The 13,177-nt window shown below is 77.5% G+C and carries 14 protein-coding genes and 1 pseudogene; 7 read left to right on the forward strand and 8 right to left on the reverse strand.

Going from position 1 to position 13,177, the window contains the following annotated elements; translation table 11 throughout:
* The first annotated feature begins 42 nt into the window (after positions 1 to 42).
* Positions 43 to 795 (forward strand): CDP-alcohol phosphatidyltransferase family protein, encoded by a 753-nt coding sequence (locus HOP40_RS00895; RefSeq protein WP_240157447.1) that lies wholly within the window; start codon positions 43 to 45, stop codon positions 793 to 795.
* On the opposite strand, the gene HOP40_RS00900 is transcribed toward HOP40_RS00895, so the two are convergent.
* Positions 702 to 2,171, reverse strand: coding sequence for a phytoene desaturase family protein (locus tag HOP40_RS00900; RefSeq protein ID WP_172153943.1), 1,470 nt, complete (start codon positions 2,169 to 2,171; stop codon positions 702 to 704). The two genes, HOP40_RS00895 and HOP40_RS00900, sit on opposite strands and share 94 nt — an antisense overlap.
* Entirely contained in the window at positions 2,168 to 3,301 is a 1,134-nt protein-coding gene (locus tag HOP40_RS00905) for a glycosyltransferase family 2 protein (RefSeq protein WP_172153944.1), read from the reverse strand. Before HOP40_RS00905 ends, HOP40_RS00900 begins: the two co-directional genes overlap by 4 nt.
* 97 nt (positions 3,302 to 3,398) lie before the next feature.
* Between HOP40_RS00905 and HOP40_RS00910 the strand changes: the two genes are divergently transcribed.
* Positions 3,399 to 4,256 (forward strand): carotenoid biosynthesis protein, encoded by an 858-nt coding sequence (locus HOP40_RS00910; RefSeq protein WP_240157448.1) that lies wholly within the window; start codon positions 3,399 to 3,401, stop codon positions 4,254 to 4,256.
* A gap of 8 nt (positions 4,257 to 4,264) precedes the next feature.
* On the opposite strand, the pseudogene HOP40_RS35730 reads toward HOP40_RS00910, so the two are convergent.
* Positions 4,265 to 4,984 (reverse strand): annotated as a pseudogene (locus tag HOP40_RS35730) (YhjD/YihY/BrkB family envelope integrity protein); the annotation flags it as partial.
* An 80-nt stretch (positions 4,985 to 5,064) separates the two neighbouring features.
* Here HOP40_RS35730 and HOP40_RS00915 point away from each other — a divergent pair.
* Positions 5,065 to 6,699 (forward strand): RecQ family ATP-dependent DNA helicase, encoded by a 1,635-nt coding sequence (locus HOP40_RS00915; RefSeq protein WP_172167640.1) that lies wholly within the window; start codon positions 5,065 to 5,067, stop codon positions 6,697 to 6,699.
* Between the two features lie 105 nt (positions 6,700 to 6,804).
* On the opposite strand, the gene HOP40_RS00920 is transcribed toward HOP40_RS00915, so the two are convergent.
* The 5 genes from HOP40_RS00920 to HOP40_RS00940 all read right to left on the reverse strand — a co-directional run bounded on the left by HOP40_RS00920 (position 6,805) and on the right by HOP40_RS00940 (position 10,160).
* Positions 6,805 to 7,170 (reverse strand): hypothetical protein, encoded by a 366-nt coding sequence (locus HOP40_RS00920; RefSeq protein ID WP_172153945.1) that lies wholly within the window; start codon positions 7,168 to 7,170, stop codon positions 6,805 to 6,807.
* Between the two features lie 13 nt (positions 7,171 to 7,183).
* Positions 7,184 to 7,753 (reverse strand): hypothetical protein, encoded by a 570-nt coding sequence (locus HOP40_RS00925; RefSeq protein WP_172153946.1) that lies wholly within the window; start codon positions 7,751 to 7,753, stop codon positions 7,184 to 7,186.
* 88 nt (positions 7,754 to 7,841) lie between these two features.
* Entirely contained in the window at positions 7,842 to 8,945 is a 1,104-nt protein-coding gene (locus HOP40_RS00930) for a spore photoproduct lyase family protein (RefSeq protein WP_172153947.1), read from the reverse strand.
* 41 nt (positions 8,946 to 8,986) lie between these two features.
* Positions 8,987 to 9,670 carry a DUF6766 family protein gene (locus HOP40_RS00935; RefSeq protein ID WP_172153948.1) on the reverse strand — a complete coding sequence of 228 codons (684 nt, stop codon included), beginning with the start codon at positions 9,668 to 9,670 and terminating at the stop codon, positions 8,987 to 8,989.
* Between the two features lie 103 nt (positions 9,671 to 9,773).
* The gene (locus HOP40_RS00940) at positions 9,774 to 10,160 is read right to left on the reverse strand and encodes a hypothetical protein (RefSeq protein WP_172153949.1); all 387 of its coding nucleotides are present in this window, start codon (positions 10,158 to 10,160) and stop codon (positions 9,774 to 9,776) included.
* Positions 10,161 to 10,241: 81 nt separating this feature from the next.
* Here HOP40_RS00940 and HOP40_RS00945 point away from each other — a divergent pair, with 81 nt between their 5' ends.
* Genes HOP40_RS00945 through HOP40_RS00960 form a run of 4 tightly spaced genes read left to right on the forward strand, consistent with a single transcriptional unit; the run spans position 10,242 to position 13,145 of the window.
* Positions 10,242 to 10,412 carry a hypothetical protein gene (locus tag HOP40_RS00945; protein WP_172153777.1) on the forward strand — a complete coding sequence of 57 codons (171 nt, stop codon included), beginning with the start codon at positions 10,242 to 10,244 and terminating at the stop codon, positions 10,410 to 10,412.
* Positions 10,413 to 10,426: 14 nt separating this feature from the next.
* Complete coding sequence (locus HOP40_RS00950) at positions 10,427 to 11,104, forward strand: alpha/beta fold hydrolase (RefSeq protein WP_172153950.1); 678 nt, start codon at positions 10,427 to 10,429, stop codon at positions 11,102 to 11,104.
* Between the two features lie 10 nt (positions 11,105 to 11,114).
* Complete coding sequence (locus tag HOP40_RS00955) at positions 11,115 to 12,341, forward strand: PP2C family protein-serine/threonine phosphatase (protein WP_172153951.1); 1,227 nt, start codon at positions 11,115 to 11,117, stop codon at positions 12,339 to 12,341.
* 39 nt (positions 12,342 to 12,380) lie between these two features.
* Entirely contained in the window at positions 12,381 to 13,145 is a 765-nt protein-coding gene (locus HOP40_RS00960) for an SDR family NAD(P)-dependent oxidoreductase (protein WP_205347043.1), read from the forward strand.
* Positions 13,146 to 13,177 lie beyond the last annotated feature (32 nt).

Raw genomic sequence — 13,177 nt, forward strand, 5'->3', positions numbered from 1 at the left:
ATCCGTGCGGCGGATCCGGCGGACCCCTGCGACGCTGGCGCCGTGGACGGACGCGAGGCGTGGGCGACCCAGCACGGCGGGGTCCGGCTGTCGCCGCCCGTGCGGGTGTGGCTCGGGGTCGTGCAGGGGATCGCCCGGACCCGGCCGGTCGCGCGCATCCCGCCCGACGCCCTGTCGGTGGCCGGGGTGCTGTGCGCGGCGGGGGCGGTCGGGGCGGCTGCGGCCGGCGGGGCGTGGCCGCTGCTCGCCGCCCTCCTGGTCGTCCTGACCGGCCTGCTCGACGGCCTCGACGGCGCCGTCGCGCTGCACACGGGGAAGGCGCGCCCGCTCGGGGAGGTCGTGGACGCGACGGCCGACCGCCTGGGCGACCTCGCGTTCGCCGCCGTGCTGCTGGTGCTCGGCGCCCCGCCCGCGCTGTGCGCCGCCGCGGCCGCGCTGGTGCTCCTCCACGAGTACGTGCGCGCCCGCGCCCAGGCCGCCGGGATGCGCGGGCCCGGCGCGGTGACGGTGCAGGAGCGGCCCACGCGCGTGATCGTGGTGGCCGTCGCCGCGCTGGGGACGGGCCTGTTCCCGGCCGGGACGCCGTGGACCGGGTGGGCGTGGGCGACGGTGTGCGCCGGCGGCTGGGTGGTCGTGGGCGTCGCCGGGCTGGTGCACGTCGGCGTCGGGGTGCGGAGAGGACTGGGTCGCCGGGCCCCGGGTCAGGCGGGCCCGACCAGCCCGGCCACGATCGACGCCGACAGCGCGACGAGCGGGAGCCCGCCGCCGGGGTGCGCGGAGCCGCCGACGAGGTAGAGGCCCGGCACCGGGGAGCGGTTGGCCGGGCGCAGCAGCGCCGCGCGCGGCCCGTGCGACGCCGTCCCGTAGATGGCGCCGCCGGGGGTGCCCGTCTCGCGCTCGAGGTCGGCCGGGGTGCGCACCTCGCGCCACCGGACGCGGCCGCGCACGTCGGTGCCGCGGGCGGCGAGGACGCCCAGGACGTGGTCGGCGTAGCGCTCCGCCAGGCCCGCCTCGTCCCAGTCGACGCCGCGACCCGGGGCGTGCGGCGGCGCGTTGACCAGGACGAACCAGCCCTCGGCGCCGCCCGGGCGAAGGGCGGGGTCGTCGGGGGCGTGGACGTAGACGGTCGGGTCGGCCACCGGCGCCGGGCGGCGGCCGAGGACGGAGTCGAACTCGGCGTCGTAGTCGCGGGGGAACCACACGCGGTGCGCGGGCCCGGGCTCGTGACCCTCCAGCGCCAGCAGCAGCACGAACCCCGACAGCGACCGCGGCGCCCGGCGCAGCCCGCGGCGCACGCCCGCGCCGAGCCGGCGCGGCAGCAGGTGGTCGTAGAGCACGGACGCGTCGGCGTCGCACACGACGACGTCGGCCGGCACGCTCCCGCCCACGGTCGTCACCCCGCTCACGCGCCCGTCCGCGACCGTCACACCCGTCACCTCGGAGCCCAGGTGCACCTCGACGCCGAGCGCGCGGCAGCGCTCCAGCAGCGCGTCGGCGAGGCCGCGCAGCCCGCCGCGGACGTACCACGCGCCGAACCGCTGCTCGACGTACGGCGTCACGGAGAGCACCGACGGGGTCCGGCGCGGGTCGGAGCCGGAGTAGGTGGCGTAGCGGTCGAACCAGGCGCGCAGCCGCGGGTCGGGGAGCATCGAACGGCCGAGGCCGCGCAGCGTCCGCCACGGCGCGATGACGCGCAGGTCGCGCACGCGGCGGGAGAACCGGAGCAGGTCGCCGACGCCGTCGAGCGGGCGGCTCAGCACGTCCTCGCCGACGAGGTCCCACAGGCGGGCGCCGCGCCGGTGCAGCGCCGACCACTGCGCCCCGGCGCCGGGGCCCAGCGCCGCGTCCAGCGCCGCGGGGACGGCGGCCGGGTCGTGCGGCATGTCCAGCGCGGTGCCGTCGGCGAAGCGGTAGGAGCAGACCGGGTCGACCGGCACGACGTCGAGCCCGGACGGGCCGCCGGTCTCGGCGAACAGGTCGTCGAACACGCCGGGCAGCGTGAGCAGGGACGGGCCGGTGTCGAACCGGAAGCCGTCGCGCTCGAACGACCCGAGCTTGCCGCCGTGGGTGGACGACCGCTCGTGCAGCGCCACCCGGTGCCCCTGCGCGGCGAGCCGCGCGGCCGCGGCGAGCCCGCCCACCCCGGCCCCGATGACGACGACCCGGCTCACAGGGCGCGTCCCTTCCAGCGGAGCGACCCGCGCCGGTGCCCGGCCCACGACCGCGCCCACAGGACGAGCAGGGCCGCCACCGACAGCGGGTGCGCGAGCGGGTCGGGCCAGGCCCGGACGCGGGAGCGGCGCGCCGCGACGACCCGCCCCAGCACCGCCGCCGCGTAGCCGACGCGCCCCGCTCGAGACCCGGCCAGCGCCGCCACCGGCGGCACGACGTAGGCCAGCGCGAGCAGCGCGGCGATCGCCGCCGACGCCGCCGGCGGTCCGAACGCAGCCCACAGCGACTTGCGGTAGCCCGCGCTGAGGTCGGCCCAGCCGTCGTACATCCGGCAGGAGGCGAGCGCGCTGCCGTCGGCGACCCCGACCCGCCCGCCGGAGCGCTTGACCGCACGGGCGAGGCCGATGTCATCGAGCACCTGGGTGCCGACGGCGGCGAACCCGCCCGCGGCGGCGAGCGCGGCGGCGTCGACGACGAGGAACTGGCCGTTGGCCGCCACCATCGACGGGCGGGGCGAGCGCTCGGCCACGCGCAGGGGCAGCGTCACCATCCACGACCAGGCCAGCAGCGGCTGCAGCAGCCGCGGACCCGGCCCGTCGGCCACCTGCCGCGGCCACGGGCACAGCAGGTCGAGCCGCCCGCCCCGCAGCATCCCGACGGCTGCGGCCACCGCGTGCGGGGCCAGCACCACGTCGGCGTCGACGAACACGAGCACGCTCCCGCCCGCGGCCGCGGCGAGCTGCGCGCACGCGTGCGGCTTGCCGAGCACGCCGGCGGGGGGTGGTTCGCCGGTGCGCACGGTGAGGCGCGGGTCGCCCGCGCCCGCCGCCCGCACGACGTCGGCCGTGCCGTCGGTGGAGCCGTCGTCGAGGACCAGGAGCTCCATCCGCGCGACGCCCTCCTGCGCCAGCACCGACGCCACCGTCGGCCCGACCCGGGCGGCCTCGTCACGGGCGGGCAGCAGCACCGAGACGGGCTCGACGACCGGCACCGGGTGCCGCGGCGGCACGCGCAGGGCGCGGACGTTGACGAGCAGGTGCGCGGTCCCGGCCACGGCGAGCGCGGCGCCGGTGCGCACGAGGGCCCGCGCGACGGCCCGGAGCGGGTCGGAGGGGTTCGTGGACGGCATCGATCGCGAGCGTAGGACCGGTGCGCGACCGCGGCGCGCGGGGACGCCATGGTGATCACCGCCGTTTGAGATCGATGATCCGGGGTACCGCCCCGGGGTGTCGTCCCTCGCCGCGGGCTCCCCCGCCGCCCGCCCGTTCGGCCTGCCCGTGGTGGGGGCCGCCGCCGTGTGGTCCCTCGTCGGGGCCGCGGTGCTCGTGCAGATCGTCTACCCGCTGGTGCCGGACGGGGCGCTCACGCCGGTGACGGTGACGTCGGTGCTGCTGTTCTCGGCCGCGTCGGTCGCCGACGCGGCCCGCCGCCACGGCGCGCGGGGCGCCGCGGTGCTGCTCGCCGTGGCCGGGGGCGGGGGGCTGCTGGCCGAGTCGGTCGGGCTGGCCACCGGGCTGCCGTTCGGGGAGTACGCCTACAGCGGCACGCTCGGCGCGGAGGTGGCCGGCGTGCCGGTCGTCGTGCCGCTGGCCTGGGTGATGATGGCCTGGCCCGCGCTCGTCGTCGGCCGGACCCTCGCCCGCGGCGGCGCGGGCGTGGCGCTGGTCGGCGGCGCGGCGCTGGCGGTGTGGGACGTGTTCCTCGACCCCCAGATGGTCGACGCCGGGCACTGGACCTGGGCCGACCCCTCCCCCGCGCTGCCGCTCGTGCCGGGCGTCCCGCTGACGAACTACGCCGGCTGGGTGCTCGTCTCCGTGCTCATGGTCGGGCTGCTGCACCGCCTGGTCGGGCCGTCCGACGGGCCGTCCGGACCCGCCGCGGCGCTGTACCTGTGGACCTACGGCTCCTCGGTGCTCGCGCACGGCGCGTTCTTCGGGCTCCCCGGCTCCGCGCTCGTCGGCGGGCTGGTGATGGGGCTCGTCGCCGTCCCGTTCGCGGTGGCGCTGCTGCGGCGGGCCTCGTGGATCTCCCCGAGCACGCGCGTGAGCCGGAACCCGACGAGCACCAGCAGGTGGAGCAGGTAGAGCCAGAGCGCCAGCGCGGCGACGGCCCCGAACACCGGCAGCCCGCCGAACGGCGCCGACCACTCGACCGGGATGGCCAGGAACAGCAGGAAGCCCTGGAGGAACCCCGCCAGCACCGCGCCGGTGGAGAACGCCCCGACCAGCAGCGGGAGCGCAGCGGGCCGGCCCTCGCCGACCAGCCCGTAGACCAGCGTGAGCCCGACCGACACGACGATCCACACGACGTGGAACGCCACGACGACGCCGAGCGCCAGCCGCTCCCCGCCCGCGGCGTAGAGCGGGGCGACGACGGGCGCCGCGGCCAGCAGGAGCAGCACCAGCAGCGGCCCGACGGCCAGCGCGGGAAGCAGGCCCAGCCGGCCGCGCCAGCCCGTGAAGCGCCCGCCGTCGCCCGGGGCGAGCTGTCCGAACCCGCGGCGCAGGCCCTCGCCGTAGAGGCTCGCCGGGAACAGCGCGACGAGCACCTCGAGCCAGGACAGCCCGACGGCCGTGGCGGTCAGCGTGGCGAGCGCCTGCGGCGTGCCGTGCCCGCCCGGTAGGCCCGTGACGGCCGTCGCGACGCCGGTGGTGACCGCGTCGGCGCCCACGAGCGCCGCGGCCAGCCGCAGCGCGACCAGCACCGCGGGGACGATCCCGAGGATCCCGAAGAACGTGACGCCCGCCGCCCACAGGGCGAGGTCGCTGCCCGGGAAGGACCGGCCCAGCCGGCGCAGGAACGGCACCCTCACCGCTGGGGCTTCCCCGTGGGCGCGGGGTGCGAAACAGCGCGGGTGAGCGGCTCCCCGGCGGGTACGTGGGGCCGGTGAGCATGCGATCGGACCTGCAGCGGGTGGCGGCGGACGCGTTCGGGCTGCCCGAGCTGCGCCCCGAGCAGCTGGAGGCGATGGAGGCGGCGGCGGCCGGGCGCGACGTGCTGGCGGTGCTGCCGACCGGTTCGGGGAAGTCGGCGATCTACCAGGTGCCCGCGCTGCTGCGCGACGGCCCGGCGGTCGTCGTCTCCCCGCTGGTGGCGCTGCAGCGCGACCAGCGCGAGGGCCTCGACGACGCCCTCGCCGACGGGGCGGGCCCGCCGCCCGCGGTGGCGGTCAACGCCACGCAGAAGGCGTCGGACAACAAGCGGGCGTGGGAGGCGGTGGAGTCGGGCGGGGCCCGGTACCTGTTCCTGTCCCCCGAGCAGCTCGCGCGCGACGACGTCGTGGAGCGGGTGGCGGCGGTGGCGCCCGCGCTGTTCGTCGTCGACGAGGCGCACTGCGTCTCGGAGTGGGGCCACGACTTCCGGCCCGACTACCTGCGCCTGGCCGACGTCGTGGAGCGGCTCGGGCACCCGCCGGTCGTCGCGCTGACGGCGACGGCGGCCCCGCCCGTGCGCGCCGACATCGTCGAGCGCCTGGGCCTGCGCGACCCCCGCGAGGTGACGGCGGGCTTCGACCGCCCCAACCTGCACCTGGCCGCCGCCGTGCACGCCGACGAGGACCTCCGCGACCGCGAGGTCGTGGAGCGGGTCGCCGAGCTCGTGGGCGACGGCGGGACGGGGCTGCTGTACTGCGCGACGCGCACCGCCACCACCCGGCACACCGAGGCGCTGACCGCCCGCGGGATCCGCGCCGCGACCTACCACGCGGGGATGCGCCGGGCCGACCGCGACCGCGTGCACGAGGAGTTCCGGTCCGGGGCCGCCGACGTCGTCGTCGCCACGTCGGCGTTCGGCATGGGGATCGACCGCCCGGACGTGCGGTTCGTCGTGCACGCCGCCTCGCCGGCGTCGATCGACTCCTACTACCAGGAGATCGGCCGCGCCGGCCGCGACGACGACCCGGCAACCATCGAGCTCCACCACCACGCGGGCGACCTGCACCTGCAGCGCTTCCTCACCGCGCGCCGGCTCAAGCCCGACGCGCTGCACGCCGTCCTCACCGCCCTGGAGGAGGGGCCGGCGCGGCCGGCGGAGCTGGGCAGGCGCTCCGGGCTCTCGGCCCGGCGCCGGACCACCGCGGTGAACCTGCTGGAGCAGGCGGGCGCGCTCACCGTCGACGGGGACGGCCGCGTGGCGGCGACCGGGACGGACCGCGCGGAGGCCGTCGCGCGGGCCGGGGAGGTGGCGCAGCGGCGGCGCGAGACGGTGCGGTCGCGGATCGACATGATGCGCGCCTACGCCGAGACCACCGACTGCCGGCGCCGGCTGCTGCTGGGCTACTTCGGCGAGCAGCACCCCGAACCGTGCGGGCGCTGCGACAACTGCGACGCCGGGCGCTCCACCCGCGCCGACCCCGACGGCGCCGCGCCGGACGCGCAGGAGCGCGTGGAGCACCCGCAGTTCGGGTCGGGGGTGGTGATGTCGGCCGAGGACGACCGGGTGACCGTGCTGTTCGCCGAGCACGGCTACAAGACGCTCGCCCTGGACGCCGTGCGGGAGGGCGACCTGCTGACGCCGGAGGGGGCCTGAGGGGGCCGACGCGCTCCGACCTCGCACACCCGGTGCGCACCTCGCACGACGCCGACCCTGTGCGAGGTCACCACCCGGTGTGCGAGGTGTCAGCGCCCGGTGCAACTACGACACCGGCTCCCCCGCCCGCCCCCCGTAGTGGCGCACCAACCGCTGCTCGCCGTCGCCGAAGGAGGGCAGGTCCAGGGACTCCGGGTCCGTCACCGGCGCGGCCTGGACCTGCTGCGCGTCGACCGCGACCTGCACCCCGCGGCCGTGGCGCTGCAGCCCCGCGAGCGGCACGGCGCGGCGGCCGAACACCGCCACGACCACACCCCACCGGGGCCGCCCGGTGGCGGGGTGCAGCCCGTCGAGGCGGCCCAGGATCGTGCCGTGGCGGTCGACGACGGCGCGCCCGACGAGGTCGCCCGCGCGGTCGGCGCTGCCGTCCGGCCAGGTGATCAGGTCGTCGGGCGCGTCGTCGTCGTCCATCACGCGCTCCTCGTCAGCTCGCCACGCCGACGAGCTGCGCGGAGCGGCGCAGGAACCCGGACGCCTGCTCCTCGGGGCGCTGCTGCTCGCCCGCGGTGGCGTTGAGCACGGCGATCCCGCCGGTCAGGGCCGGGATGACCCACTGGGTGACGGCCAGCTGCTGCTGGGCCTTGGCGACGTCGGGCGGGGTGTCGGCCGCGGGCGTGGTGCCGCCCTCGGCGGGCGCTCCGCCGCCCTGCTCCACCTTCTTGCCCAGCGCCCGGCTGTAGGCCGTGACGCCGAGGGCGGCCGCGGTGAGGGCGAGCTTGGCCAGCGCCACCGCGCCGACGCCGGACTGCCCGGCGACGCGCCTGCGGTTGGCGAGCAGCAGCCCGGCCCCGCCGACGAGGTGGGCCCCGATGGCGGCGGCGTTGACCGGCGTCCACCGCGCCCAGCCGGCGTTGGCGACCCGCAGGCGCTGTGTGCGGTCGGGCACGTCGGCCGCCGCACCGTTGATCCCGACCGCCCCGGCGAGGGTGCCGCCGAACCAGGCGGCGAGCCCGACGTCGTGCAGGCTGCGGACGAGGGTGTTGCGCTCGGACATGGAGACCTCCTGGATTCGCGCCGACTCTCGGCGCGCTCCGAGGTCGTACCCGGCCTCGGACGGGCCACGCCCCGGTGCGGCCCGGGTGTCAGGTCCAGTAGAGCGGACGCGCGGCCGGGATGCGCGCCTCCAGCGCGTCGGCGAACCAGGACCGCAGCTCCGCCATCGTCGCGGCGGGGTAGACGTACTTCACCGAGCCGAACTTCCCGCGCTTGCGGCTGCGGGCGTCGGGGTCCATCTCCAGCTGCGTGCGCGGGTACCAGTCCTCGAGCACGTCCTTGCTCGACGGCGTGAAGCGGTGGGTGATGCACTCGACGGTGAGGTCGAGCCCGGGCACGCCGGCCAGCTCGTCGGCGGCGGCGTCGAGCAGGGCGCCGTACTCGGCGCGCCAGTCGCCGCGCGGCATGATCGGCGCGATCGTCAGACCGACGGGGTAGCCGGCGCGGGCGAGCGCGCCCAGTCCGGCCAGGCGGACCGGAACGGGGTCGGTGCCGCCCTCGAAGCGGCCGGCGACGCCCGCCGCGTTCACCGACGCGCGGATCCGGGTCCTGCCGTGGTGGGGCAGGTCGAGCAGCGGCTCGACGGCGCCGAACTTGGTGGTGGCCCGCAGCTGCACCGGCCCCGCGAACGCGTGCGTCCCGACGTGGGCGATGGCCGCGGACAGGCTGCCGGTGACGTGCTCGATCCCGAGCGGGTCGGTGTAGCAGGAGGCCTCGAACGTGGTGCCCTCGTGGCCGCGGGCCGCCGACGTGGAGGTCACCCCGCCGCGGCCGACGTGCCCGTCCATCGCGCCCAGGACCGCGTCGAGGTCGGCGTAGACCCGGGTGACCGGCGGCCCGCCCAGCGAGCCCGCGAGGTAGCAGTACTGGCAGTGGGCCGGGCAGCCCTGCGCGAGGTCCAGGCGCCAGTCGGCGCTGGGCGGGATGGGCTGCAGGCGCCGCTGCGACGGCGGACTGACGACGACGACGAGCGTCGACTTGGCGCGGGCGTAGGTGGCGCGCTCGTCGGTCTCCCCGTCGGGCCCCGTCACGCGCAGGCCGGTGATCCGGTCGGCGGGCAGGAACTCGACGTCGGTGACGCCGGCGGCGGCGCAGCGCTCGAGGATGGTCGCGGTGTGCGGCCGCTCGGCGGCGGAACGGGTGACGAGGACGCGGCGGGGGACCCAGAGGCGGGTCGAGGTGGAGGTCGGCATCGCCCCTCGTCCAACGCCCTGCGACGTGCGGATAGTCCGCCTCAGCCGGTCATCGCGGTGTCGCCGTGCGCGGCGCCGACGGGCTTGGACTCGGGCGACCCGCGCTGGCGCAGGAACACCGCCAGCACCGCCATCGACCCCACCGCCAGCAGCTCGGACTGCCAGTTCTGCAGCGTGCGGTTCCAGAAGTCGGGCTCGGCGAGGTAGCCCGCCCACGTCACCGGGTCCTGCCGCGAGCCGAGCTGCTCGGCGTTGTAGGCGGCCCAGCCGGCCACCGACTGCGCGGCCCAGGAGAGCAGGAAGACCGCGCCCATCACCAGCCCGAGCGAGCGCGAGAACACGGTGGTGCGCCAGTCGCCGGGGTGGGCCCAGCGCGGGGAGTCGGGGCGGGCGTGCGGGCCGACGAGCTGGTCGGCGTCGGACTCGGTGCCGGTCTCGTCGAGCTCCTTGGACTCCGGCGAGCCGCGCTGCACCAGCCACACCGTCGCGAGGATGTAGAGGAAGAACTGCAGGTACTCCGACTGCCAGTTCTCCACGACGTCGACGGCGAACGACGACGACGTCAGGTAGTCGCCCAGGCCGACGGGGTCGGAGCCCTCGGCGACCTGCTGGTCGTTGTACTGCGCGTGCCCGGCCACGCCCTGCCCGGCCAGTGCCAGCAGGAACAGCCCCCCGAACGCCAGGCCCAGCCCGTTGTCGCGCAGCACGCGCGCGGCGCGGTTCATCGGCCCAGCAGTCCGAGCGCGGTGAAGTAGGTCAGGCCGACGAGGATCACGGCCAGGTAGGTCGCGAACAGCAGGCGCACGCTGCGCATGGGGTCCTCCCGGTTCATCCCGCCTCCACCGCGCACACGTAGGGGCCCTCGGCGGCCGGGCGGCAGCCCGCGGCGACCACCTTCCAGCCGGTCGCGGTGCGGGTCAGGAACAGCGTGTCGCCAGGCAGCCGGACCTGCGCGTCGTCGCCCCACACCTCGGTCCCGACGACGTCCGACGACCCGGCCGGGACCTGCGCGACGCCCGTCTCGCAGCCGTCCTGCGCGTCGAGGACCGCCACGACGGCGGGCGCGAGCAGGGCGCAGCGCGCCTCGGGGCCGGCCGCGGCGAACTCCCCCGCGACCCGCTCGACCTCCGGCCGCTGCGCGCTCGCGCAGCCGCCCGCCGCCACCGCCACGAGCATGGCGGCGGCGACCAGGGCGCTGCGCGTCCGACCGTCCACGGTCGCGGCTACCCCTGCTCCGCCCCTCCAAACGCGCGGTCCTGACGCATCCCGGCCGCGGCGACGGGTATCCGGGCGGGCATGACTCCTCCCCCGGTCCCGCCCGCGTCGGTCACCGTCTCCGGCATCGCGTGCGGCTGGGCGACCGTCGCCACCTGGCAGCGCGCGGGGTTCCCCGTCGTCGACTCCGACGACCCGAGCGCGCACGACGACCTGGTGCGCCGCGCGGCGGCGGCCGCCGGGGTCGGCTGAGCGGGAGGACCCGCGTGCCCGACCGCCCCACCCTGCTCGCCGTGCCGGGCCTGGGCCTCACCCCGCGGACCACCGCGCCGACCCTGAGCGCGCTGGGGCCCGGCTGGCGGACGGGGGTCGTCCGGCTGCCCGGCTACGGGGAGCCCTGCCGGTCCGGCGTCCTGCTCGACCCCGCCGTGCTGGCCGGCCGCCTGCTCGACCGGCTCGACCGGCCCGCCGTCCTGCTCGGGCACTCCGCGAGCTGCCACGTGGTGGCCGAGGCGGCCCGGCGCGCCCCCGGCCGGGTCGCGGGGCTGGTCCTCGTGGGCCCGACCGGCGACCCGCGGCTCGTGCCACCCGTGCTGGTGCACCGCTGGCTGAGGACCGCGGTGCACGAGCACCTGTGGGAGCTGCCGGTGCTGGTGCCCGACTGGCTGCGCAACGGGCCGGTGACGATGGCCCGGGGGTTCGCGGCGACCCGCCGCCAGCGGCTCAGCGACGTGCTGGCGGGCGTCGAGGCGCCGGTGCTGGTCGTCCGCGGGCGCCACGACCGCATCGCCCCCGCCGACTGGGTCGCCGCGCTGGCCGCCGCGGCGCCGCGCGGAACGGCCGCGTCCCTGGCCGGCGGGGCCCACATGGTGCCGCTCACCCGGCCCGCCTCCCTGGCCGCCCGCATCGAGGCGGTCCTCGGCGGTGCCCGGACGCGCCGGTAGGGTCGGCCCGGTGGCGGCACCGGGCGGGGACGAGGCGTGGGCGCACGTCCTCGCGCAGGTCGTCGACGGCGGCCACCTCGCCCGCGGTGAGGACCTGACGACGCTGGTCGACGACGCCGTGCGCCCGCTCGGGCTCACCGCCGAGGTGCTGGTCGTCGACCTGGCGCAGCGGTGGTTCGTGCCGGTGGGGGCGGCGGCGGAGCAGCAGGTCCGGGTCGTCGGCACGATGGCCGGCCGGGCCTACCAGCTCGGCGAGATCTTCCCCGGCCTCGACGACGCGGGCGGCCGCGTGCTGTGGGTGCCGATCCTCGACGGCACCGACCGCGCCGGTGTGATGCGCGTCGGCCTGGGTGACCTCGACGACGACCCGGCTATGCGCCGCTGGGTGTGGATCCTCGCCGGCCTCACCGGGCACCTGCTGATGACGAAGATCGTCTACAGCGACCGGCTGCGGCGCTGGCGCAGCAACGGGCCGCTCTCCCTGGCGTCGGAGATGCTGTGGCAGATGCTGCCGCCCCGGACGTTCGCGACCGACCGGGTCGTCGTCGCCGCGCTGCTCGAACCGCACGACCAGGTCGCGGGCGACGCCTACGACTACAACGTTGACGGCGACGTCGTCGACCTCGCCGTCTTCGACGCCCTGGGCCACGACATCCGCGCCGGGCTCACCACCGCGCTCGCCATCACCGCCGTGCGCAACGCGCGCCGCGACGGCGAGACCGACCTCGGGGCCATCGCCGCCCGGGCGGACGACGCCGTCCTCTCCCAGTCCGGGCCCCACCAGTTCGCCACCGCCGTGCTGGCCCGGCTGGACACGGCCACCGGCGTGCTGGAGTTCCTGCTCGCCGGGCACCCGGCGCCGCTGCTGGTGCGCGACGGGCGGGTCGTCAAGCAGCTCGCGGTGGCGCCGCGGCTGCCGCTGGGCCTGACCTTCCCCGGGCCGCCCCCGGCGGTGGGCCGCGAGCAGCTCGAACCCGGCGACCGCCTGCTGCTCTACTCCGACGGCATCGTGGAGGCCCGCGACGTCGACGGCGAGTTCTTCGGCGAGGACCGCCTCGTCGAGTTCACCGAGCACGCCTCCGCCGACCACCTGTCCGCGCCCGAGACGCTGCGCCGCCTGGGCGCGGCCGTGCTCGCCCACCAGGACGGCCACCTGCAGGACGACGCCACGCTGGTGCTCGTCGACTGGGCCACCGGGGCGCACCTCAGCATGTTCCCGACCGACGTCCACGGCTGACCGCGCGTGACCCGCGGCCCCACCGGGTACCGCCGCGGGATGCGGATCAGGAACAGCGTCGTGGTCGTCACCGGCGCGTCGAGCGGGATCGGGCGGGCGACCGCGGCGGCGCTGGCCGCGCGGGGCGCCCACCTCGTCCTGGTGGCGCGCGACGCCGACGCCCTGCGGGACGTGGCCGCCGCGTGCACGGCCGCGGGCGCGCAGGCCGTGGTCGCCCCGGCCGACGTCGGCGACGCCGAGGCGGTGGAGTCGGCCGCGGCGCAGGCGGTGGAGCGGTTCGGCCGGATCGACGCCTGGGTCAACGCGGCGTCGGTGACCCAGTTCGGGTCCCTGCTCGACACCCCGCTCGCCGACGTCCGGCGCGTGCTGGAGGTCAACACCATGGGCTGCGTCCACGGCTGCCGCGCCGCGCTGCCGCGGATGATCGCGCAGCGCCGCGGCGTCGTCGTCAACGTCTCGTCCATCCTCGGGGTGATCGCGCAGCCGCGCGGCGCGGCGTACACGATGTCGAAGTTCGCCATCCGCGGCCTGGGGCTGAGCCTGCGCCAGGAGCTGCGGCTCGACGGGGTGCGCGGCGTGCACGTCACCACGGTCCTGCCCGCCGCGATCGACACCCCGATCTTCGCCGACGCGGCCAACCGCTCCGGGCGCCGGGCGCGGGCGATCCCGCCGGTGTACACGCCCGAGCGGGTGGCGAAGGTCGTGCTGGGGCAGATCCGGTTCCCGCGCCGCGAGGTCGTGGCGGGCGGGCTGCTCGGCCGCGTCTTCGTGGCCCAGCACTCCGTCGCGCCCGGGCTGACCTAGCGGATCCTGGCCGACGAGTTCGCCCAGGTCGG

Origin of the sequence: Pseudonocardia broussonetiae (assembly GCF_013155125.1) — a bacterium.
Lineage (GTDB): Bacteria > Actinomycetota > Actinomycetes > Mycobacteriales > Pseudonocardiaceae > Pseudonocardia > Pseudonocardia broussonetiae.

Excerpts from the sequence above, each read along its gene's own strand:
- HOP40_RS00905 (WP_172153944.1), bottom strand. The coding sequence starts at position 3,301 with ATGCCGTCCACGAACCCCTCCGACCCGCTCCGGGCCGTCGCGCGGGCC.
- HOP40_RS00915 (WP_172167640.1), top strand. The coding sequence starts at position 5,065 with ATGCGATCGGACCTGCAGCGGGTGGCGGCGGACGCGTTCGGGCTGCCC.
- HOP40_RS00920 (WP_172153945.1), bottom strand. The coding sequence starts at position 7,170 with ATGGACGACGACGACGCGCCCGACGACCTGATCACCTGGCCGGACGGC.
- HOP40_RS00925 (WP_172153946.1), bottom strand. The coding sequence starts at position 7,753 with ATGTCCGAGCGCAACACCCTCGTCCGCAGCCTGCACGACGTCGGGCTC.
- HOP40_RS00930 (WP_172153947.1), bottom strand. The coding sequence starts at position 8,945 with ATGCCGACCTCCACCTCGACCCGCCTCTGGGTCCCCCGCCGCGTCCTC.
- HOP40_RS00935 (WP_172153948.1), bottom strand. The coding sequence starts at position 9,670 with ATGAACCGCGCCGCGCGCGTGCTGCGCGACAACGGGCTGGGCCTGGCG.
- HOP40_RS00945 (WP_172153777.1), top strand. The coding sequence starts at position 10,242 with ATGACTCCTCCCCCGGTCCCGCCCGCGTCGGTCACCGTCTCCGGCATC.
- HOP40_RS00960 (WP_205347043.1), top strand. The coding sequence starts at position 12,381 with ATGCGGATCAGGAACAGCGTCGTGGTCGTCACCGGCGCGTCGAGCGGG.